Here is a 20,720-nt window from a genome sequence, read left to right as displayed (position 1 = left end):
CCATGCCTAAAATTGTTTTCCTGCCCCATCAAGATCTGTGCCCGGAAGGGGCGGTTCTGGACGCCGAAAAAGGGGAGTCGATCCTCAACGTTGCGCTGCGCAACGGCATTGAAATCGAGCACGCCTGCGAGAAATCCTGCGCCTGCACCACCTGCCACTGCATCGTGCGTGAAGGCTTCGATTCGCTGGAAGAGAGCAGCGAGCTGGAAGACGACATGCTGGACAAGGCCTGGGGGCTGGAGCCGGAAAGCCGTCTGAGCTGCCAGGCGCTGGTCGCCGACGAAGATCTGGTGGTCGAAATGCCGCGTTATACCGTCAACCACGCGCGTGAGCATTAATTGTTAGCCGCGGCGCCAACCAGGAGATCATAATGGGACTGAAGTGGACCGACAGCCGTGAAATCGGCGAAGCCCTGTACGACCAATACCCGGACACCGATCCGAAAACCGTGCGTTTTACCGACATGCATCAGTGGATCTGCGATCTGGAAGAGTTCGATGACGATCCACAGGCTTCCAACGAAAAAATACTGGAAGCGATCCTGCTGGTCTGGTTAGATGAAGCGGAGTAAATAGCGTAACGGGCTGCCATGGGCGGCCCGTTTATTTTGTATCCGACATACCCGTCGTCTTTCAAACCGCAGCGTTGTTACCTGCACGATCACACCCCAGTCACTTACCTGAGTAAGCTCCTGGGGATGAGATCGCTGGGCGCCTAGCTGCAATTTGAAATCCATAGGGTATGCAATAAAGCCCTAATGAAATAATAAAGGGAACATCCGGAGTAAGAAGGCTATGACAACAGAATTCATGCAGGTCACGCTGTCGCAACAACCTGCCGACGCCCGCTGGGGCGAGAAAGCGCTGCTCAGCACCAACGGCGAAGGAATGACCATCCACCTGACCGGCGCCGACAAGCTGGGCGCGATCCAGCGCGCGGGCCGCAAAATTGACGGCCAGGGCATCAAAAACGTCAAGCTGGCCGGCGACGGTTGGGATTTGGAAAACAGCTGGGCGTTTTGGCAGGGCTACCGCGGGCCGAAAGGGCAGCGCAACGTCGAATGGGCCGAACTGCCGGAAGCCGCGCGTCAGGAGCTGGATAAGCGCCTGAAGATCGTCGACTGGGTGCGTGACACCATCAACATGCCGGCGGAAGAGCTGGGGCCGGAGCAACTGGCGACCCGCGCCGTTGATCTGATGTGCGACGTCGGCTGCGATGCCGTCAGCTACCGCATTACCAAGGGGGAAGATCTGCGCGAGCAGAACTATGCCGGCATCCACACCGTCGGCCGCGGTTCCGAGCGCCCGCCGGTGCTGTTGGCATTGGACTTCAACCCGACCGGTAACCCGGATGCGCCGGTGTTCGCTTGCCTGGTCGGCAAGGGCATCACCTTCGACAGCGGCGGCTACAGCCTCAAGCAGAGCGCCTTCATGGATTCGATGAAATCCGACATGGGCGGCGCGGCCACCATCACCGGCGCCCTGGCGCTGGCGGCGGCGCGCGGCCTGAAGCAGCGCGTGAAGCTGTACCTGTGCTGCGCCGACAACATGGTCAGCGGCAACGCCTTCAAACTGGGCGACATCATTCGTTACCGCAACGGCAAAACTGTTGAGGTGATGAACACCGATGCGGAAGGTCGCCTGGTGCTGGCCGATGGCCTGATCGACGCTTCTGAGCAGAACCCGCAGCTGATTATCGACTGCGCCACCCTGACCGGCGCGGCCAAAACCGCGGTAGGCAACGACTATCACGCGCTGTTCAGCTTCGACGATGCGCTGGCGCAGGAATTGCTGAGCAGCGCCGCCGCCGAGCAAGAGCCGTTCTGGCGTCTGCCGCTGGCCGAATTCCACCGCAGCCAGCTGCCGTCCAACTTCGCCGAGCTGAACAACGTGGCCGGCCCGGCTTATACCGCCGGCGCCAGCACTGCGGCGGCCTTCCTGTCGCACTTCGTCAAGAATTACCAACAGGGCTGGCTGCACATCGACTGCTCCGCCACCTACCGCAAAGGCGCGGTGGATCAGTGGTCGGCCGGCGCGACCGGTTTGGGCGTGCGCACCCTGGCCAATCTGTTGCTGAGCAAAGCCAAATAATTGAACGCCCGCCGCGGCGGGCGCTAGAATGCGCATTATCTTCGGGGCCCAGCATGCTGGGCCTCGCTATTTGATCCCTGGAGTTTGCCATGAGTTCCCATCATCACGATGCCGCCCCGAGCGAGAACGAGCTTGAACGCCTGCTGAAGCTGGCGGTGACGGAGCCGGCCCACCGTCCGGCGTTCTTCCGTGAACTGCTCGACGCCACGGTGCTGATCCTCGGCGACAGCGAGCAGGTGCAGCAGGACGGCGACATTACGCTGAACGCGGATACGCCGGTCAATATCCAGCATTGGGAAAAGCAGGACGGCGGCAGCATCATTCCGTTCTTCACCTCGCTGGAAGCGTTGCAGAAGGCCGTTGAGGACGAACAGCCGTTCATCGCCATGCCGGCGCGGGTGCTGTTTGAAATCACCCAGGGCGCGGATCTGTTCCTCAACCCGAAGGCGGAATACGGCAAAGAGTTCTACCCGGAAGAGGTGGCGATGCTGCTGGCGACCGGCGGCGTCGTCAAACCGGTGGAGCATTACGTCGACAAAGAGACCCAAATCCTGTTGGGGCAGCCCGAAGAGTACCCGTCGGCGATGGTGGATGCGCTGACCACGCTGTTCAGCCAGCGCAAGCCGGTGCGCCGCGCGTTTCTGGCGCTGATGCACGACCAGGCGGCGGACGAGAAGCCGAATCTGCTGATCGGGCTGGAAGTGGATGCAGAACCGGCGGAGATCGAGGCGTTGATCAACGAGGCCGGCAGCGTCGCCAGCGAAACGGCGCCGAATGACGAACCGGTCGATTTCTGCCTGGTGTCGGAGAAAGAGCGCGGCATCAGCCACTACCTGATCGCCCATACGCAGCCGTTTTATCAGCGCCGCTGGGGCAGCTGGCTGCGCAATTTGATCCCGTCCACCGACAAAACCCAGTAACGCGGTGCGTTGTCGGAAATGCCGCTGGAAGATCATATTTTTTTAATGAAATGTTGATTTTCCCGTAGGCAAGCGTTAACGGCGCACATATAATCTGCGCCACTTGAGAAGGCCGGCAACATTGCAGACCGGCCTGTTTTGGAAGTCATACAGAGGCCATCATGACCGTAGAACGTACCTTTTCCATCGTTAAACCAAACGCTGTAGCCAACAACGACATCGGCGCTATCTACGCGCGTTTCGAGCGCGCCGGTTTCAAAATCATCGCCGCTAAAATGCTGCGTCTGACTCGCGAGCAAGCTGAAGGCTTCTACGCTGAGCACAAAGGCCGCCCATTCTTCGACGGTCTGGTTGAGTTCATGACCTCCGGCCCAATCATGGTGCAGGTTCTGGAATCTGAAAACGCCGTGCAACGCAACCGCGACATTATGGGCGCAACCAACCCGGACAACGCACTGGCCGGCACCCTGCGCGCCGACTACGCGGACAGCTTCACCGCTAACGCCGTTCACGGTTCCGACTCCGTTGAATCCGCACAGCGTGAAATCGCTTACTTCTTCAACGAAAGCGAAATCTGCGCACGTTAATCGTGCCGTTGCTGATAGCCAGGCATTCACCGGCTGAAACAATAAAAATGCCCTGAATGCCTTTCAGCCATAGAAACCCGCTACTAAAATTTGTACAATGCCGCGCCCCTGATAAGACGACTTGTCAGGGGCGTGTTTTTAGTGCCGCCACCCGAATCTCGCGGGCTGAAATGCACAACTTACTTTCCATTCTTTAGCGCCATAACGTGTAATAACGAGGCCAGAGATCATTATGTTAGAACCCATCACGTCCGAGCACACCGTGTCTGAAAATAATTCGCTGACTACCCCCTCCGTTAACGTGGAGCAACCGGCTGCGGCCAAAATCAACCTGCTGGATCTGAACCGCCAGCAAATGCGCGAGTTCTTCGCCGAAATGGGCGAGAAACCGTTCCGCGCCGATCAGGTGATGAAGTGGATTTACCACTACTGCTGCGACGATTTTGAGCAGATGACCGACATCAACAAAGTCCTGCGCGGCAAGCTGCAGCGCGTGGCGGAAATCCGCGCGCCGGAAGTGGCGGAAGAACAGCGCTCGGCCGACGGCACCATCAAATGGGCGATCAAGGTGGGCGATCAGCAGGTCGAAACCGTGTACATCCCGGAAGCCGACCGCGCGACGCTGTGCGTCTCCTCGCAGGTGGGTTGCGCGCTGGAGTGCAAATTCTGTTCGACGGCGCAGCAGGGCTTCAACCGCAACCTGCGCGTGTCGGAAATCATCGGCCAGGTGTGGCGCGCGGCGAAAATCATCGGCGCGCTGAAGGTGACCGGCCAACGCCCAATCACCAACGTGGTGATGATGGGCATGGGCGAACCGCTGCTTAACCTGAATAACGTGGTGCCGGCGATGGAAATCATGCTGGACGACTTCGGCTTTGGCCTGTCCAAACGCCGCGTGACCCTGTCTACCTCCGGCGTGGTGCCGGCGCTGGACAAGCTGGGCGACATGATCGACGTGGCGCTGGCCATTTCGCTGCACGCGCCGAACGATACCATCCGCGATGAGATCGTGCCGATCAACCGCAAGTACAACATCGAGACCTTCCTGTCCGCGGTGCGTCGCTACCTGGAGAAATCCAACGCCAACCAGGGGCGCGTCACCGTCGAGTACGTGATGCTGGATCATATCAACGACAGCACCGACGATGCGCATCAGCTGGCGGAAGTGCTGAAAGACACGCCGTGCAAGATCAACCTGATCCCATGGAACCCGTTCCCGGGCGCCCCTTACGGCCGCAGCTCCAACAGCCGGGTGGATCGTTTCTCCAAGGTGTTGATGGAATACGGCTTTACGACTATTGTTCGTAAAACCCGTGGTGACGATATCGATGCCGCCTGCGGGCAACTGGCGGGTGAAGTGATCGACCGTACCAAGCGTACCCTGAAAAAGAAAATGGCCGGGGAACCTATCAACGTACGGGCGGTCTGAATCCTATAGCACCTTTTTTGTTATCTAACAGCCTGTTATGCGAGATGTTGACGCTAATGGGCGTTAGCTGACGGCCGATAAGGAAATGAATGCGGGCATGAAGCTGAAACTGTGGGGTGTGTGGCTGGCGGCCGGGTTGTTGGCCGGGTGTTCCGGCTCATCGCCGGAAAAGGAAGCACAGGTCGCTGAGGCGGGCCAGACGCGGTTGCAGCTGGGGCTGGAGTACCTGCAGCAAGGTGACATGGACGCCGCGCGCCAGAACCTCGAAAAGGCGCTGGACGCGGCCCCGCAGGATTACCGCACGCAGTTGGGCATGGCGCTCTACGCGCAGCGGATCGGTGAAAACGCCGCGGCCGAACAGCGTTATCGGCAAGCGCTCAAACTTGCGCCGGGCAATGGCACCGTACTGAATAATTACGGTGCGTTTCTTTGCAGTTTAGGGCAGTATGTACCGGCGCAACAGCAGTTTAGCGCTGCGGCGCTGGCGCCCGATTATGGTCAGGTCGCCGACAGCCTGGAAAACGCAGGTTACTGTTTTCTCAAGGCCGGACAAAACGATGAAGCGCGCACGCTGTTGAGCCGCGCGCTGAAGGTCGATCCGGACAAAGGCACTCCGCTGTTGGCGGAGGCCGAAAAGCAATTTGGAGAAGGGAAGCGCGCCCAGTCGCAACTTTTATTGGATGTTTATCAGCATGTTCTGCCGGCCAGCGCCAGCAGCTTATGGTTACAGATTCGTTTCGCCGCGTTAGCCGGCCGTCAGGATAGCGTTCAACGCTATGGCAAGCAGCTAGCGCGAAGTTTTCCACAATCCAAACAGTACCAGCAGTTCTTAGCTAATGAATACTGAAGCCTCCCAAGATAAAACCGTATCCATGACGACGGGCCAGCGCCTGCGTCAGGCCCGTGAGCAACTCGGGCTGAGCCAACAGACCGTTGCAGAACGCCTGTGTCTCAAAATGTCCACCGTGCGCGATATCGAGGAAGACAGCATTTCCGCTGACCTCGCGTCCACCTTCGTGCGCGGCTACATCCGTTCCTACGCCAAGCTGGTGCATTTGCCGGAAGACGAACTGCTGCCGATGCTGGCCAAGCAGGCGCCGTTGAAGATGGCGAAAGTGGCGCCGATGCAAAGCTTCTCGCTGGGCAAGCGCCGCAAGAAACGCGACGGCTGGCTGATGAGCTTCACCTGGCTTATCGTGTTCGTGGTGATCGGCCTGACCGGTGCCTGGTGGTGGCAAAACCACAAGGCGCAGCAGGAAGAGATCGCCACCATGGCCGATCAATCCTCGGCACAGCTTTCACAGAATAACGAAGGGCAGTCCGTGCCGCTGACCGACGGCAACGCCGACGCCGGCACCGGCACCAACGTGCCGTTGACCGACAACAGCGCCGCGCCGGCCGATACCGGCGCAGCGGCTCAGGCGCCGGCGGCGACCGCCCAGACGCCGGGCGCGGCTCAGCAACAGCCTGCCGTGGTGTCACCAAGCCAGACCACCTTGCCGGAAACCGCGCCGGCGGCACAATCGCCGCTGCCGACCGCCGATGCGGGCGTTGCTGCGCCGGCGGCCGATCCGAACGCGCTGGTGATGGATTTCTCCGCCGACTGCTGGCTGCAGGTGACCGACGCGAGCGGTAAAACGCTGTTCAGCGGCACCCAGAAGCAGGGCAGCAAGCTGAACCTGACCGGCACTGCGCCGTACAAACTGACTATCGGCGCGCCGGCGGCAGTACAGATCCAGTATCAGGGTAAACCGGTTGATTTGAGCCGGTTCGTTAAGTCAAACCGTGTTGCTCGCCTGACCGTCGCCGCGCAGTAATCGCGCGGCCCCGGTCGTGATGTCAGAGCAGCAATGGAGAGTAAGTAATGCATAACCAAGCGCCCATCAACCGTCGAAAATCTACACGCATTTACGTCGGCAAGGTGCCTATTGGTGATGGCGCGCCGATTGCCGTGCAGTCGATGACCAACACCCGTACCACCGATGTTGAAGCAACGGTTAATCAGATTAAAGCGCTGGAGCGCGTGGGCGTCGACATCGTCCGCGTTTCGGTTCCTACCATGGACGCCGCCGAGGCGTTCAAGCTGATCAAGCAGCAGGTCAACGTGCCTCTGGTCGCCGATATCCACTTCGATTATCGCATCGCGCTGCAGGTGGCCGAATACGGCGTGGACTGCCTGCGCATCAACCCGGGCAACATCGGCAACGAATCGCGCATTCGCTCGGTGGTGGACTGCGCCCGCGACAAGAACATCCCGATTCGCATCGGCGTCAACGGCGGTTCGCTGGAGAAAGATCTGCAGGAAAAGTACGGCGAACCTACGCCGGAAGCGCTGCTGGAATCCGCCATGCGCCACGTGGATATCCTCGATCGCCTCAACTTCGACCAGTTCAAGGTCAGCGTCAAGGCGTCGGACGTGTTCCTGGCGGTGCAATCCTACCGTCTGCTGGCGTCGCGCATCGATCAGCCGCTGCATCTGGGCATCACCGAAGCCGGCGGCGCGCGCAGCGGGTCGGTCAAATCGGCCATCGGCCTGGGCATGCTGCTGTCTGAAGGCATCGGCGACACCCTGCGCATCTCGCTGGCGGCGGATCCGGTCGAAGAGGTGAAGGTCGGTTTCGACATTCTGAAGTCGCTGCGCATCCGCGCGCGCGGCATCAACTTCATCGCCTGCCCGACCTGTTCGCGTCAGGAGTTCGACGTGATCGGCACGGTGAACGCGCTGGAGCAGCGCCTGGAAGACATCATCACCCCGATGGACGTCTCGATCATCGGTTGCGTGGTGAACGGCCCGGGCGAAGCGCTGGTGTCCACCATGGGCGTGACCGGCGGCCACAAGAAGAGCGGCTTCTACGAAGACGGCGTGCGCCAGAAAGAGCGTTTCGACAACGAACAGATGATCGACCAGCTGGAAGCGAAGATTCGCGCCAAGGCCGCGATGATGGACGAAAGCAACCGTATCACGGTCAACCTGCTGGAAAAATAAGCGTTATCGCTACACGGCGGGCCTGTTGGCCCGCTTGTTTATGCACCTGAAGGGCGGAAAACCGCATCCGCGTTGAATACCGGGCGGCAAAGTCCCTATAATCAGGTTCATTTTTACAGACAACGGACAGAGAACTCACGTGGCAAAGAACATTCAAGCCATCCGCGGCATGAACGACTACCTGCCGGAAGAAACGGCATTATGGCAGCGTATTGAAGGCACCCTCAAGCAGGTGCTGGGCGGCTACGGTTACAGCGAAATCCGGTTGCCGATTGTAGAGCAGACCCCGTTATTCAAACGCGCGATCGGCGAAGTGACCGACGTCGTGGAAAAAGAGATGTATACCTTCGAAGACCGCAACGGCGAAAGCCTGACGCTGCGTCCGGAAGGGACGGCCGGCTGCGTGCGCGCCGGCATCGAACATGGTCTGCTGTACAATCAGGAACAGCGTCTGTGGTACATCGGCCCGATGTTCCGCTACGAGCGCCCGCAAAAGGGCCGCTATCGCCAGTTCCATCAGCTGGGCGCGGAAGTGTTCGGCCTGCAAGGCCCGGATATCGACGCCGAGCTGATCCTGCTGACCGCCCGCTGGTGGAAAGCGCTGGGCATCGCCGAGCACGTCACGCTGGAGCTGAACTCCATCGGTTCGCTGGAGGCGCGCGCCAACTACCGCGACGCGCTGGTGGCGTTCCTGGAGCAGCACGTCGAGGTGCTGGACGAAGACTGCAAACGCCGCATGTACAGCAACCCGCTGCGCGTGCTGGACTCCAAAAATCCTGAGGTGCAGGCGCTGCTGAACGACGCGCCGCGCCTGTCCGAGTACCTGGATGAAGAATCCCGTGCTCACTTCGCCGGTCTGTGTGAACTTTTGGCGCAGGCAGGTATCCCATATACCGTTAACGAGCGCCTGGTGCGCGGTCTGGATTACTACAACCGCACCGTGTTTGAGTGGGTGACCACCAGCCTGGGCGCGCAGGGCACCGTCTGCGCGGGCGGCCGTTACGACGGTCTGGTCGAGCAGTTGGGCGGCCGCGCCACCCCGGCGGTCGGTTTCGCCATGGGCCTGGAGCGTCTGGTGCTGCTGGTGCAGGCGGTCAACCCGGAATTCAAGGCGCCGTCGGCTATCGACGTCTACGTCATCTCTTCCGGCGCGGGCACCCAGAGCGCGGCGATGCGGCTGGCTGAACAGGTGCGCGACGCGGCGCCGCAGCTGAAGCTGATGACCAATTACGGCGGCGGCAACTTCAAGAAGCAGATCACCCGTGCGGACAAATGGGGCGCGCGCATCGCGCTGATCCTGGGCGAGAGCGAAGTGGCGGCGCAGCAGGTGGTGGTGAAAGACCTGCGCAGTGGTGAACAAGAAACGCTGGCGCAAAGCGAAGTCGCTGCGCGTCTGGCTTTGATGTTAGGTTAAGGAGAAGGACACCGTGGAAGTCTATACCACTGAAAACGAACAAGTCGACGCACTGCGTCGGTTCTTTGCCGAGAACGGCAAAGCGCTGGCGGTGGGCGTGGTGCTCGGAATTGGTGCCCTGGTTGGCTGGCGTTACTGGCAGAGCCATGAAAACTCCAACATGATGGCGGCATCGCAATCCTATCAGGAAGCCAGCGATCGTCTGGCGGCCGGCAAGCCGGATGACGTGGCTGCCGCAGAGAAATTTGTCCAGGCCAACGGCAACAGCTACGGCGTACTGGCTGCGCTGCAGTTGGCCAAGCACTTTGTCGAACAGAATGATTTCGCCAAGGCGGAACAACAATTGGCGCTGGCGCAGGGCCAGACCAAAGACGACAACCTGTTGGCGATGATCGACCTGCGTCTGGCGCGCGTCCAGCTGCAGGAGAAAAAGCTGGATGAAGCGCTGAAAACGCTGGATGGCGTGAAAGGCGAAGGCTGGGCGGCGATGATGCAGGATGTGCGCGGCGATGTGCTGCTGGCGAAGGGCGACGCCAAGGGCGCGCGCGAAGCTTACAGCAAAGGCATTGAGTCCAACGCTTCTCAAGCGCTGCAGGTTCTGCTGCGCATGAAATTGAATAACTTGTCCAGCTAAGGGGAATTCCCATGCAATTGCGTAAAACACTCTTGGTCGGACTGGTTTCCGCTGCCTTGCTGAGTGGTTGCTCGCTGTTTAACAGCGAAGAAGACGTGGTTACCATGTCGCCGTTGCCGAAAGTTGAAAATCAGTTTACGCCGAACAAGGCGTGGAGCACCTCGGTGGGCGACGGTATCGGTGAGTATTACTCCCACCTGCGCCCGGCCTATCAGGACAGCACCATTTACGCCGCCGATCGCTTCGGCATCGTGAAAGCGATGGACGCCGACAGCGGCAACGAGAAGTGGAAGGTCAATCTCTCCGAGAAGACCGGCTTCTTCTCCAGCAACCTGTCTGCGCTGCTGTCGGGCGGCCTGACGGTTGCGGGTGACAAGGTTTACGTCGGCAGCGAAAAAGCGGTGGTTTACGCATTGAACACCGCCGACGGCGCCATCGCCTGGCAGACCAAAGTGGCCGGCGAAGCGATCTCCCGTCCGGTTGTCAGCGACGGCATGGTGTTGGTGCATACCTCCAACGGCATGCTGCAGGCGCTGAACGAAGCCGACGGCGCGGTGAAGTGGACGGTTAACCTGGACATGCCTTCGCTGTCGCTGCGCGGTGAGTCCGCGCCGGCCGTCGCCTTTGGTGCCGCCATCGTCGGCGGTGACAACGGCCGCGTCAGCGCCGTGCTGATGCAGCAGGGCCAGATTATCTGGCAACAGCGCATCTCTCAGCCGAGCGGCGCAACCGAAATCGATCGCCTGAACGACGTGGACACCACGCCGGTGATCGTTGACGGCGTGGTCTACGCGCTGGGTTACAACGGCAACCTGACGGCGCTGGATCTGCGTTCCGGTCAGATCATCTGGAAACGCGAGCTGGGTTCGGTGAATGATTTCATCGTCGACGCGGGCCGCATCTACCTGATCGACCAGAACGATCGCGTGGTGGCGCTCAGCACCGAAGGCGGCGTGACCGTGTGGACGCAAAGCGATCTGCTGCACCGCAACCTGACGCCGCCGGTGATGTATAATGGTTATCTGGTGACCGGTGACGCCGAAGGCTATCTGCACTGGGTCAACACCACCGATGGCCGTTTTGTCGCCCAGCAGGAAGTGGACAGCTCCGGCTTCCTGTCTGCGCCGATGGTGGCCGGCGACAAGCTGGTGATCCAGGCTCGCGGCGGGAAAGTTTACGCTTTCACCCGCTAACGCCGCTCGTCGCATGGCTTGAAAACGGCTCCTGAATGTTCAGGGGCCGTTTCGTATTTTTATAAGCTGCACCGCCGGTGTCTATCCGCAGTGCAGTAACGCATTGATTATTAAGTAATGAGGCTTCAACAATGATACCTGTCGTCGCGCTGGTCGGGCGCCCGAATGTGGGTAAATCCACCTTGTTCAACCGTTTAACCCATACGCGTGATGCGCTGGTGGCGGATTTCCCGGGGCTGACGCGTGACCGCAAGTATGGTCGTGCTGAAATCGAAGGCAATGAATTTATCATCGTCGATACCGGCGGCATCGACGGCACTGAAGACGGCGTCGAAACGCGCATGGCCGGCCAGTCGCTGCTGGCGATCGAAGAAGCGGACATCGTGCTGTTCATGGTCGACGCCCGCGCCGGTCTGATGCCGGCGGATCAGGGCATCGCCCAGCACCTGCGCAGCCGCCAGAAGGCGACCTTCCTGGTGGCCAACAAGACCGACGGTCTGGATCCGGACACCGCCACCGCCGATTTCTACTCGCTCGGCCTGGGTGAAGTTTACGCCATTGCCGCTTCTCACGGCCGCGGCGTGACCCAGCTGATTGAACACGTGCTGGTGCCGTTCGTGCCGGAAAAACCGGAAGACGTCGAGCTGACCGAGGAAGAGGCCAATGCCGCTTACTGGGCCGAGCAAAACGGTGAAACGCTGGAAGGCGAAGAAGACGAAGAGCCGGAAGAAGCGTTCAATCCGCAGGATCTGCCGATCAAACTGGCGATCGTCGGCCGCCCGAACGTAGGTAAGTCTACGCTCACTAACCGTATCCTCGGCGAGGAGCGCGTGGTGGTGTATGACATGCCGGGCACCACCCGCGACAGCATCTACATTCCGATGGTGCGCGACGAACGCGAATACGTGCTGATCGACACCGCCGGGGTGCGCAAACGCGGCAAGGTGACCGAAACCGTCGAGAAATTCTCGGTGATCAAGACCCTGCAGGCGATTGAAGACGCCAACGTGGTGCTGCTGGTGATTGACGCGCGTGAAGGCATCTCCGATCAGGATCTCTCGCTGCTCGGCTTTATCCTCAATAGTGGGCGCTCACTGGTGATTGCGGTCAACAAGTGGGACGGCATGAGCGAAGAAGATCGCGAGCACGTGAAAGAGATGCTCGATCTGCGTCTGGGCTTCGTCGACTTCGCGCGCGTGCACTTTATTTCCGCCCTGCACGGCAGCGGCGTCGGCAACCTGTTCGAATCGGTACAGGAAGCCTACGAGTGCGCAACCCGTCGCGTAAACACCTCGATGCTGACCAAAATCATGCAGATGGCGGTTGACGATCACCAGCCGCCATTGGTGCGCGGCCGCCGCGTGAAGCTGAAATACGCCCACGCCGGCGGTTACAACCCGCCGATCGTGGTGATCCACGGCAACCAGGTCAGCGATCTGGCCGATTCGTACAAGCGCTACCTGATGAACTACTTCCGTCGCTCGCTGAACGTGATGGGGACGCCGATCCGCATCCAGTTCAAAGAGGGCGACAACCCGTTCGCCGGCAAACGCAACCTGCTGACGCCGACCCAGATGCGTAAGCGCAAACGCCTGATGAGCCACCTGAAAAAGAGCAAGTAATCGCTCATGAGGGGCGCGGCAGTGATGCCGCGCCTCTTTTTTATTGGCCCGAAATCGTTTTATTATCTGAAGATTACCTCGCCTGTCTGAAGGTACACCATGTCCTGGGAAACCTGGAGTTTTGCATTCGACGTCACCGTGCCGAATCTGCTGATGATGCTGCTTGGGATCCTGTTGCGCCATTGGCGCCTGATGGATGACCGCTTCGTCGACGGCGCGACCCGCCTGGTGTTCAATCTGGCGCTGCCGTGCCTGCTGTTTTTCAGCATCGCCACCAACCATCCGCAGCTGCTCGGCAATCTGCCGCTGGTGCTGTTCGGCGCGGTCGGCACGCTGGCGACCTTCCTGCTGCTGGAGCTGGCGGCCAGGTGGGTGGTGAAAGAACCGCGTGAGCGCGGGGTGTTCGTACAGGGCGGGTTTCGCGCCAACACCGCCATCGTCGGTCTGGCCTACGCCATGACCGCCTACGGCAGCGAAGGCATTGCGCTCGCCTCGCTGTACCTGACCGTGACGGTGATCCTGTTCAACATACTGTCGGTCATCACCCTCACGCGCAGCCTGCAGGGCGGGCAGGGCAAGAAAATCAGCCACTTGTCGCTGCTGCGCAGCATCGTCACCAATCCGCTGATCATCGGCCTGGTGTGCGGGCTGCTGTATGCGCAAACCGGGCTGGGCATCCCGGCCGTGATCCGCCAGACCGGCAGCTATATCTCCGCGCTGTCGCTGCCGTTGGCGCTGCTGTGCACCGGCGCCAGCCTGGATTTCTGCGCCATGTTCCGCTCGTCCAACGTGGCGGCGCTGTCGTCGGCGGCCAAGCTGTTTCTGGTGCCGTTCCTGATGACGCTGGCCGGCTGGCTGTGCGGGTTTCAGGGGGCGGCGCTGGGCATTATCTTCCTGTTTTCCGCCACGCCCACCGCTTCGGGCAGCTATGTGATGACGCGCGCTATGGGCGGCAACGCCACGCTGGCGGCCAACATTATCGCTATCACCACTGTCGGGTCGTTCTTCACCACCGCGTTGGGGATCTATTTCTTGCGCTCATGGGGCGCGATTTAACCTGGGAGCCGTTATGGATGCGCATTGTCCGCACTGTCGTCAGACCATGAATTGGGTAGCGGGTCACTACCATTGTGCCGCCTGTCAGCGCGATTATCGGCAGCTGGCGAGCTGCCCGGAGTGCGGGCAGCCGCTGCAAGAGTTGAAGGCCTGCGGGGCGGTGGATTACCTGTGCCAGAACGGGCACGGGCTGATCTCCAAAAAACGGGTGAATTTCAGCTATCAGCCGCTGTAAGCCCTCACTCATCCACCTGGCCGGTTTTCCACAAATCCACCAGCGCCTGCGGCGCGCTGCTTTCCGGGATTAACAGCACGATCTCGGTGCTCAGGGTGGGGCTGGTGTAGTTGATCTGTACGCGGTAGTAGCGCTGGTCGCCGCAGCCGGGGGAGTTGGGTTGGCCCTCTTCCTGGGCGTACGGCAGCGTCTGATTCAGCAACTGATTCAGGCGCTGCCGTTGCTCCGGCGTGATATCGGCCAGCGCAATGCGGCGCTGGCCCGCCAGTTTGGGAATGTAGGCGAAGCCTCCCTCGCGCGCCAGCTCAATGACCGTATCCTGATTGAGCGTCGGCAGCGGTTTCATTACTCCACCCCCACCTGATGCCAGGCCTGTTGCACCTTGTCCGCCACGCTTTGATCGAAACGCGCCTGCGCGTGTTTCACCGTGGCGCGGGCGAAGGTGGCAAAGTCGGCGTTTTGCGGCAGCGCTTTGTCGCACACCGTGTCATACCAGACGTAGCCGGCTTTTTCCCAGGCGAAGCCGCCCAGCGCGGTTGCCGCCAGGTAGAACGCGCGGTTGGGAATGCCGGAGTTGAGGTGCACGCCGCCGTTGTCTTCCTTGGTCTGGATGTAATCCTTCATGCTGGCGGGCTGCGGGTCTTTGCCCAGCAGCGGGTCGTCGTAGGCAGTGCCGGGCGCTGACATCGAGCGTAACCCTTTGCCTTTGATGCCCTTGGCGAGCAGCCCGGCGCCGATCAGCCAGTCGGCTTTATCGGCGGTTTGCTGCAGGTGGTATTGCTTGACCAACGAACCGAACACGTCAGACAGCGATTCGTTGAGCGCGCCGGACTGCTGGTAGTAGATCAGCCCGGCTTCGCTCTCGGTCACGCCGTGCGCCAGCTCGTGGCCCACCACGTCGATGGCGATGGTGAAACGGTTGAAGATCTCGCCGTCGCCGTCACCGAACACCATCTGCTGGCCGTTCCAGAAAGCGTTCTGGTACTCCTGGCCGTAGTGCACGCTGCCGACCAGCGGCAGCCCTTTATTATCCAGCGAATTGCGCCGATAGGCCTGCCAGAAGAAATCGTAGGTGACGCCGAGATAGTCGTAGGCCTCGTCCACCGCCACGTCGTGGTTGCTGGGCTGCCCCTCCTTGCGCACCTGTTTGCCTGGCAGTTGGGTGCCGTTCTGGGCGTCGTAGATATCGCGGAGCGCTTCGCCGGCTCGGGCGTTTTTCTCGGTCGGCGAACGCAGCGGCTTGTTGCCGAGCAGGCTTTGCACGTGGTTCAGGGTGTGCAGCGCGCAGTCGCGCTGTGGGGCGTTACCGTGTTCAATAATGCGGCGCAGCATGTAGGGAGGAATAACGGAACGCATGCGCTGGGCTGGCATAGTGGCTCTCCTTAGGCAAAAAATTTACCTCATCGAATGAATGCACTGAGCCTAAGTGTAGTCTACTCGTCATAAAGCCTGTGGTTATGCGTGCTCACCGCCGGGGTGGTCTTGTGAGGACTGATGCGTCGCACCGAGGCGCGTACCGCCAACCGGCCATGCAGCAGCAGGTTGCACGGCGGCGCGTCGGCGCGCAGCATGCGCCGCTGCAGCAGCTGGATCGCCTCGTAGCCCAGCTCATCGCGCGGCACCTGTACCGAGGTCAGCGGCACATCGTGGATTTCCGCCAGGTTGAAGCCATCGGTGCTCATCACCGACACGTCGCCTGGTACGTCCAGCCCCAGCTTGTTGAGCGCCTTGACCGCCCCGACCGCCATGTAGTCGCCGCCGGCCAGGATCGCCGTCGGCAGCGGGGCACAGTTCAGGTAGGTGGTCAGCGCCTGTTCGGCCTCTTCGCTGCCGAAGCCGGAAGTGGTCACCAGATGGCGGCCGTCGTCGAACGGCAGATGATGCCGCGCGTAGGCCTGCCGGATGCCCGCCAGCCGCAGCTCCATGGTGTGGCGGCGCAGACACTGCAGGTTGAGGATATGGCTGTGCCCCTGCTGGAACAGATAGCTGGCGGAATAGTCGCCGATCAGCTGATGATCCGGCGAGACGCTGTCCAGCCGCATCTGCCGATCGGTGCAGTTGATCAGCACGCAGGGCTTGGGCAGATCGGCCGCCAGGGTGTGGATATGTTCGTCGTCGATGCCGATGATCAGCGCCGCTTCGGTGTGCGGATCGCTCATCTTTTCCAGAAACAGCGCGCCGTCGCTGTGCTGCTCTTCCAGGCCGCAGTAACGGATGCGCACCTCGTGCTGCATCAGTGCGGCGGCGATGCCCTGTATGACCTTGTAGTAGAAGATATCGGTGCGCACGTCGAACGCGCGCTGCGGCGCGAACACCATCACGTTGTTTAACATCAGTCGGCCGCTGGAAATGCCCTGCAGAATGCCGTTTTGCTGCGCGCATTCCAGCACCTTGCGGCGCGCCTCGGCGCTGGTGTTGGCCTTGCCCGCCAGCACGCGGGAAACGGTGCTGATCGACAGCCCGGTTTGGCGGGCGATCTGCTGGATTTTCAGCTTTCCGTTCATTTTGTGATCTCCTTCAAATTCGTCCATGAGAAAATTTTCACTGCGGCTTTTCAGCGCTTTGACTGGATCCTGCGGCCATTATGACTATTTTTTCATCCACCCGTGAAAATCTTTGCAAAAAACCCCGTTTCGCTGTGCGTGATCGCTGAGTAGTCTGCATTGGTACACCAATTTTAACGACTTGTCAGTCCAATTTTAACGGTGTGCAAAGAAGAAAACAAAAAATAAATCATGGGGTTGTGATGGACTGCCGGTCTGTTATGCGAGCGTTGGCCCGTGTTCACCGTCCCCTTTTGATAGCGCAACGTACCTTACCAATGCGCGCGTCGCTGTCACAGGCGGCCGCGGGGAGATAACCGATGAGTGTGGAGATCAATCAGACGGTCGCGCAGAGCGGCCGGCGCAAGTTCAAATCGCTACGCTGGTGGATGCTGGCGCTGTTCTTGTTGGGCGTCACGGTCAACTACATTACCCGCAACTCGCTGGGCATTCTGGCGCCGGAACTGAAAACCAGCCTGAACATGAGCACCGAGCAATATGCCTGGGTGGTGGCGTCGTTCCAGTTGGCCTATACGGTATTTCAGCCGATCTGCGGCTGGCTGATCGACGTCATCGGCCTGAAGATGGGCTTTCTGATCTGCGCGGGCATTTGGGCGGTGGTGTGCATGCTGCACGCCGGCGCCGGCAGCTGGCTGCAACTGGCCATTTTGCGCTTCTTCATGGGGGGCGCGGAGGCGGCGGCCACCCCGGCCAACGCCAAGGCGATCTCCGACTGGTTCCCGAAGAAGGAGCGTCCGATCGCCGCCGGCTGGGCGGGCGTCGGTTTCTCCATCGGCGCCATGCTGGCGCCGCCGATCATCGTCATCGCCCACGTTTCCTTCGGCTGGCAGGGCGCATTCCTGTTCTCCGGCGGGCTGGCGCTGATCTGGGTCGTGCTGTGGTGGCTGTTCTACCACTCGCCCCAGCAGCACCCGAACCTCAGCCAGCAAGAGCTGGACCTGATCCGCGAAGACAACGAGCCGGTGCTGCCGAAGCTGCCGTTCTTCGCTTCGCTGGCCAGCCTGTGCAAGAACAAGAAATTCTATGGCATCGCCATCCCGGCTTTTCTCGCCGAGCCGGCCTGGGCGGTCTTCAGTTTCTGGGTGCCGCTGTACCTGGCCACCGAACGCGGCATGGATCTGAAGCAGATCGCGATGTTCGCCTGGCTGCCGTTCCTGGCGGCGGATATCGGCAGCGTCGCCAGCGGCTATCTCACCACTCTGTACCGCAAATGGTTCGGCTGCAGCCGCGTCAACTCGGTGGTCGCCAGCTCGGTGACCGGCGCTTTCCTGATGGTGTCGCTGGCGTTCGTGGCGATCACCAAAGATCCCTATGTGGCGATCGCGCTGATCTCGATCGGCGGGTTCGGCCATCAGGTGATCTCCTGCATGCTCAGCGCCCTGGTGGTGGAATCGTTCGATAAAAACCAAATGGCGACGGTCAACGGCATGCGCGGCTCCAGCGCCTGGATCGCCAGCTTCCTGTTCACGCTCCTGATCGGCGCGGTATCCGACACCATCGGCTTTAACCCGCTGTTCATCGCGATGGGCTTCTTCGATTTGATCGGCGCCCTGTTCCTGATCGCCCTGATTGCCGAGCGCGGCGGTAAGAAAACCCCTTCACACAGCTAAGTGGAATATGTATGAAAACGTTGAAAAATTGGACGCTGGCGGCGCAGCATGCCGACCACGTCGAGCTGCTGGTCGATGAACGTCACCGTTTCTGCCTGTACGTGCTGGAAGACGGTCTGTTCCGCGTGTTGATCAAACGTGAGGGCGAGCTGGCGCTGGATCGCACCTGGAGCATCGCGCCGCAGAACGATGTGCCTTGGGAGGGGCGCGATCGGCTCAGCGTCGCCGGTTTCAGCCTGCCGGGCTATCAGCTGCGCCGGGAGGGCGATCGGCTGGTGGTCAGCACGCCGCTGCTGCGCGTGACGGTGCATCAGCCGCTGTGGCTGGCGTGGGAGCATTGCACCGCCGACGGCGAGTGGCGGCCGCTGGCGTCGGATCGGCCGACCAGCGCCTACCTGCTCAATGCGCACGGCGACGGCGTGGCGCATTATCAGCGGCGTTTCGCCGATGAGCGCTATTACGGCCTGGGGGAGAAGACCGGCGATCTGGAACGCACCGGCCGCCGCTTCGAGATGCGCAATCTGGACGCGATGGGCTACAACGCCGCCAGCACCGATCCGCTGTACAAGCACATTCCGTTTACCATTACCCGTGGGCCGGAGGCGAGCTTCGGCCTGTTCTACGACAACCTGAGCAGCTGCTGGCTGGATCTGGGCAACGAGATCGACAACTATCATACGGCCTACCGCCGCTATCAGGCCGAGGCGGGCGATCTGGATTACTACCTGTTCCTCGGCCCCCGGGTGCTGGACGTCACCAAGGCGTTCGTGCGCCTGACCGGGCGCACCCACTTCGGGCCGAAGTGGAGCCTGGGCTACAGCGGTTCGACCATGCACTACACCGACGCGCCGGACGCCCAGCAGCAGCTGCAACAGTTCATTGCGCTGTGCCGCCAACACGCCATCCCCTGCGACTCTTTCCAGCTGTCGTCGGGCTACACCTCGATCAACAACAAACGCTACGTGTTTAACTGGAACTATGACAAGGTGCCGCAGCCCAAGCTGCTCAGCCAGGCGTTTCACGACGCCGGCCTCAAGCTGGCGGCCAACATCAAGCCGTGCCTGCTGCAGGATCATCCGCAGTATCAAGAGGTGGCGGCGCAGGGGCTGTTTATCCGCGATTCGCAAAGCGACGCGCCGGAACGCTCCAGCTTCTGGGACGACGAAGGATCGCACCTCGACTTCACCAATCCGGCGACGGTGCGCTGGTGGCAGGCGGGCGTCACGCAGCAGCTGCTGGAGATGGGCATCGATTCGACCTGGAACGACAACAACGAATACGAAGTGTGGGACGGCGAAGCGCGCTGCCATGGCTTCGGGCGGCCGATCGCCATCAAGCATATCCGCCCGGTGATGCCGCTGCTGATGATGCGCGCCTCGATGGAGGCCCAGCAGCGCTTCGCGCCGCAGAAACGCCCGTACCTGATCTCGCGCTCCGGCTGCGCCGGCATGCAGCGCTATGTGCAGACCTGGAGCGGCGACAACCGCACCAGCTGGCAGACGCTGCGCTACAACATTCGCATGGGGTTGGGCATGAGCCTGTCCGGCTTGTATAACCTCGGCCACGACGTCGGCGGCTTCTCCGGCGACAAACCGGACGCGGAGCTGCTGGTGCGCTGGGTGCAAAACGGCGTGATGCACCCGCGTTTCACCATCCACTCCTGGAACGACGACGCCACGGTCAACGAACCCTGGATGTACCCGGCCGCTACCCCGGCGGTGCGCGAGGCGATCAACCTGCGTTACCGGCTGCTGCCGTATTTCTACACTCTGCTGTGGCAGGCCTGCGCCGACGACGAGCCAATGCTGCGCCCGACTTTTCTCGATCACGAACAGGATGCGCGCACCTTTGGCGAAAACGACGATTTTCTGATCGGTCGCGATCTGCTGGTGGCCAGCGTGGTGGAGCCGGGGCAGCGTCGCCGATCGGTGTATCTGCCGGATAACGGCGAAGGCTGGTACTGCTTCTACAGCGGCCAGTGGTTCGGCGGCGGGCAGACGGTGACGCTGGCGGCGCCGTTGGAGCGTCTGCCGCTGCTGGTGCGCGCCGGGGCGGCGCTGCCGCTGTCGCAGCGGCTGGCGCATGTGGACGTGGCCGCCGACGATCGGCGCGAGTTGCGGCTGTTTCCGCTCAAGGGCGGTGGTGCAAGCAGTGGGCTGCTGTTTGAGGACGACGGTGAAAGCGACGGCTGGCGGCAGGGCGATGCGCTGTGGCTGCGCTGGGAAATGCGCTGCGACAATCAGCGCATCATGCTGGATATCACGACGGAAGGGCGTTTCCGCCCGGCCTGGCGCACGCTGACGCTCAGCCTGCCGGAAGGCGAAACGCGCGCACTGTGGGTGAACGGCGAACCGGGCGAGCGTTTTACGCTGGAGTAGGG

20 protein-coding genes are annotated in these 20,720 nt (G+C 61.1%); 17 read left to right on the top strand and 3 right to left on the bottom strand.

Going from position 1 to position 20,720, the window contains the following annotated elements; translation table 11 throughout:
* Positions 1–2: 2 nt before the first annotated feature.
* The 15 genes from fdx (at position 3) to IMX17_RS21310 (ending at position 14,166) form a co-directional block, all read left to right on the top strand.
* Positions 3–338: an ISC system 2Fe-2S type ferredoxin gene (gene fdx / locus IMX17_RS21380; protein ID WP_046897754.1), complete on the top strand. Its 336-nt coding sequence runs from the start codon at positions 3–5 to the stop codon at positions 336–338.
* A gap of 32 nt (positions 339–370) precedes the next feature.
* On the top strand, positions 371–571 hold the full coding sequence (gene iscX, locus IMX17_RS21375; RefSeq protein ID WP_006327336.1) for a Fe-S cluster assembly protein IscX: 201 nt from the start codon (positions 371–373) through the stop codon (positions 569–571).
* Positions 572–794: 223 nt separating this feature from the next.
* Complete coding sequence (gene pepB / locus IMX17_RS21370; protein WP_046897753.1) at positions 795–2,090, top strand: aminopeptidase PepB; 1,296 nt, start codon at positions 795–797, stop codon at positions 2,088–2,090.
* 89 nt (positions 2,091–2,179) lie between these two features.
* Positions 2,180–3,010 carry an enhanced serine sensitivity protein SseB gene (sseB, locus tag IMX17_RS21365; protein WP_033644091.1) on the top strand — a complete coding sequence of 277 codons (831 nt, stop codon included), beginning with the start codon at positions 2,180–2,182 and terminating at the stop codon, positions 3,008–3,010.
* Between the two features lie 161 nt (positions 3,011–3,171).
* Positions 3,172–3,597 (top strand): nucleoside-diphosphate kinase, encoded by a 426-nt coding sequence (ndk, locus tag IMX17_RS21360; RefSeq protein ID WP_004941424.1) that lies wholly within the window; start codon positions 3,172–3,174, stop codon positions 3,595–3,597.
* 232 nt (positions 3,598–3,829) lie between these two features.
* A complete protein-coding gene (locus IMX17_RS21355) occupies positions 3,830–5,026 on the top strand; it encodes a bifunctional tRNA (adenosine(37)-C2)-methyltransferase TrmG/ribosomal RNA large subunit methyltransferase RlmN (protein ID WP_004941426.1) in 1,197 nt (398 codons plus the stop codon).
* 97 nt (positions 5,027–5,123) lie between these two features.
* A complete protein-coding gene (pilW, locus tag IMX17_RS21350) occupies positions 5,124–5,873 on the top strand; it encodes a type IV pilus biogenesis/stability protein PilW (protein WP_046897868.1) in 750 nt (249 codons plus the stop codon).
* Positions 5,863–6,843 (top strand): cytoskeleton protein RodZ, encoded by a 981-nt coding sequence (gene rodZ, locus IMX17_RS21345; protein ID WP_046897752.1) that lies wholly within the window; start codon positions 5,863–5,865, stop codon positions 6,841–6,843. Before pilW ends, rodZ begins: the two co-directional genes overlap by 11 nt.
* A 47-nt stretch (positions 6,844–6,890) precedes the next feature.
* The gene (gene ispG, locus IMX17_RS21340; protein WP_016929756.1) at positions 6,891–8,012 is read left to right on the top strand and encodes a flavodoxin-dependent (E)-4-hydroxy-3-methylbut-2-enyl-diphosphate synthase; all 1,122 of its coding nucleotides are present in this window, start codon (positions 6,891–6,893) and stop codon (positions 8,010–8,012) included.
* Between the two features lie 139 nt (positions 8,013–8,151).
* The gene (gene hisS, locus IMX17_RS21335; RefSeq protein WP_004941437.1) at positions 8,152–9,426 is read left to right on the top strand and encodes a histidine--tRNA ligase; all 1,275 of its coding nucleotides are present in this window, start codon (positions 8,152–8,154) and stop codon (positions 9,424–9,426) included.
* A gap of 13 nt (positions 9,427–9,439) precedes the next feature.
* Positions 9,440–10,060 (top strand): YfgM family protein, encoded by a 621-nt coding sequence (locus tag IMX17_RS21330; protein WP_033635592.1) that lies wholly within the window; start codon positions 9,440–9,442, stop codon positions 10,058–10,060.
* Between the two features lie 11 nt (positions 10,061–10,071).
* Entirely contained in the window at positions 10,072–11,253 is a 1,182-nt protein-coding gene (bamB, locus tag IMX17_RS21325; protein ID WP_046897751.1) for an outer membrane protein assembly factor BamB, read from the top strand.
* Between the two features lie 131 nt (positions 11,254–11,384).
* Entirely contained in the window at positions 11,385–12,875 is a 1,491-nt protein-coding gene (gene der, locus IMX17_RS21320; RefSeq protein WP_046897750.1) for a ribosome biogenesis GTPase Der, read from the top strand.
* 99 nt (positions 12,876–12,974) lie between these two features.
* A complete protein-coding gene (locus IMX17_RS21315) occupies positions 12,975–13,931 on the top strand; it encodes an AEC family transporter (RefSeq protein ID WP_193550203.1) in 957 nt (318 codons plus the stop codon).
* A 13-nt stretch (positions 13,932–13,944) separates the two neighbouring features.
* Positions 13,945–14,166, top strand: coding sequence for a zinc ribbon domain-containing protein (locus tag IMX17_RS21310; RefSeq protein WP_004941446.1), 222 nt, complete (start codon positions 13,945–13,947; stop codon positions 14,164–14,166).
* A gap of 4 nt (positions 14,167–14,170) precedes the next feature.
* Here IMX17_RS21310 and IMX17_RS21305 read toward each other — a convergent pair whose 3' ends face one another.
* The 3 genes from IMX17_RS21305 to IMX17_RS21295 all read right to left on the bottom strand — a co-directional run bounded on the left by IMX17_RS21305 (position 14,171) and on the right by IMX17_RS21295 (position 16,670).
* Entirely contained in the window at positions 14,171–14,512 is a 342-nt protein-coding gene (locus tag IMX17_RS21305; RefSeq protein ID WP_016929750.1) for a protealysin inhibitor emfourin, read from the bottom strand.
* Entirely contained in the window at positions 14,512–15,537 is a 1,026-nt protein-coding gene (locus IMX17_RS21300) for a M4 family metallopeptidase (protein WP_046897748.1), read from the bottom strand. The genes IMX17_RS21305 and IMX17_RS21300 overlap by 1 nt, the downstream gene beginning before the upstream one ends.
* A gap of 62 nt (positions 15,538–15,599) precedes the next feature.
* Positions 15,600–16,670, bottom strand: a complete 1,071-nt coding sequence (locus tag IMX17_RS21295) for a LacI family DNA-binding transcriptional regulator (protein ID WP_193550202.1) — start codon at positions 16,668–16,670, stop codon at positions 15,600–15,602.
* Between the two features lie 359 nt (positions 16,671–17,029).
* Between IMX17_RS21295 and IMX17_RS21290 the strand changes: the two genes are divergently transcribed.
* Both IMX17_RS21290 and IMX17_RS21285 read left to right on the top strand, forming a co-directional pair.
* Entirely contained in the window at positions 17,030–18,340 is a 1,311-nt protein-coding gene (locus IMX17_RS21290) for an MFS transporter (protein WP_046897746.1), read from the top strand.
* An 11-nt stretch (positions 18,341–18,351) separates the two neighbouring features.
* Complete coding sequence (locus tag IMX17_RS21285) at positions 18,352–20,718, top strand: TIM-barrel domain-containing protein (RefSeq protein ID WP_046897745.1); 2,367 nt, start codon at positions 18,352–18,354, stop codon at positions 20,716–20,718.
* The last annotated feature ends 2 nt before the right edge of the window (positions 20,719–20,720 follow it).

This window comes from Serratia sp. X3, assembly GCF_014982455.1.
Taxonomy (GTDB): domain Bacteria; phylum Pseudomonadota; class Gammaproteobacteria; order Enterobacterales; family Enterobacteriaceae; genus Serratia; species Serratia ureilytica.
The sequence above is the reverse complement of the archived record's forward strand: the minus strand, read 5'-3'. Positions and strand labels throughout refer to the sequence as shown.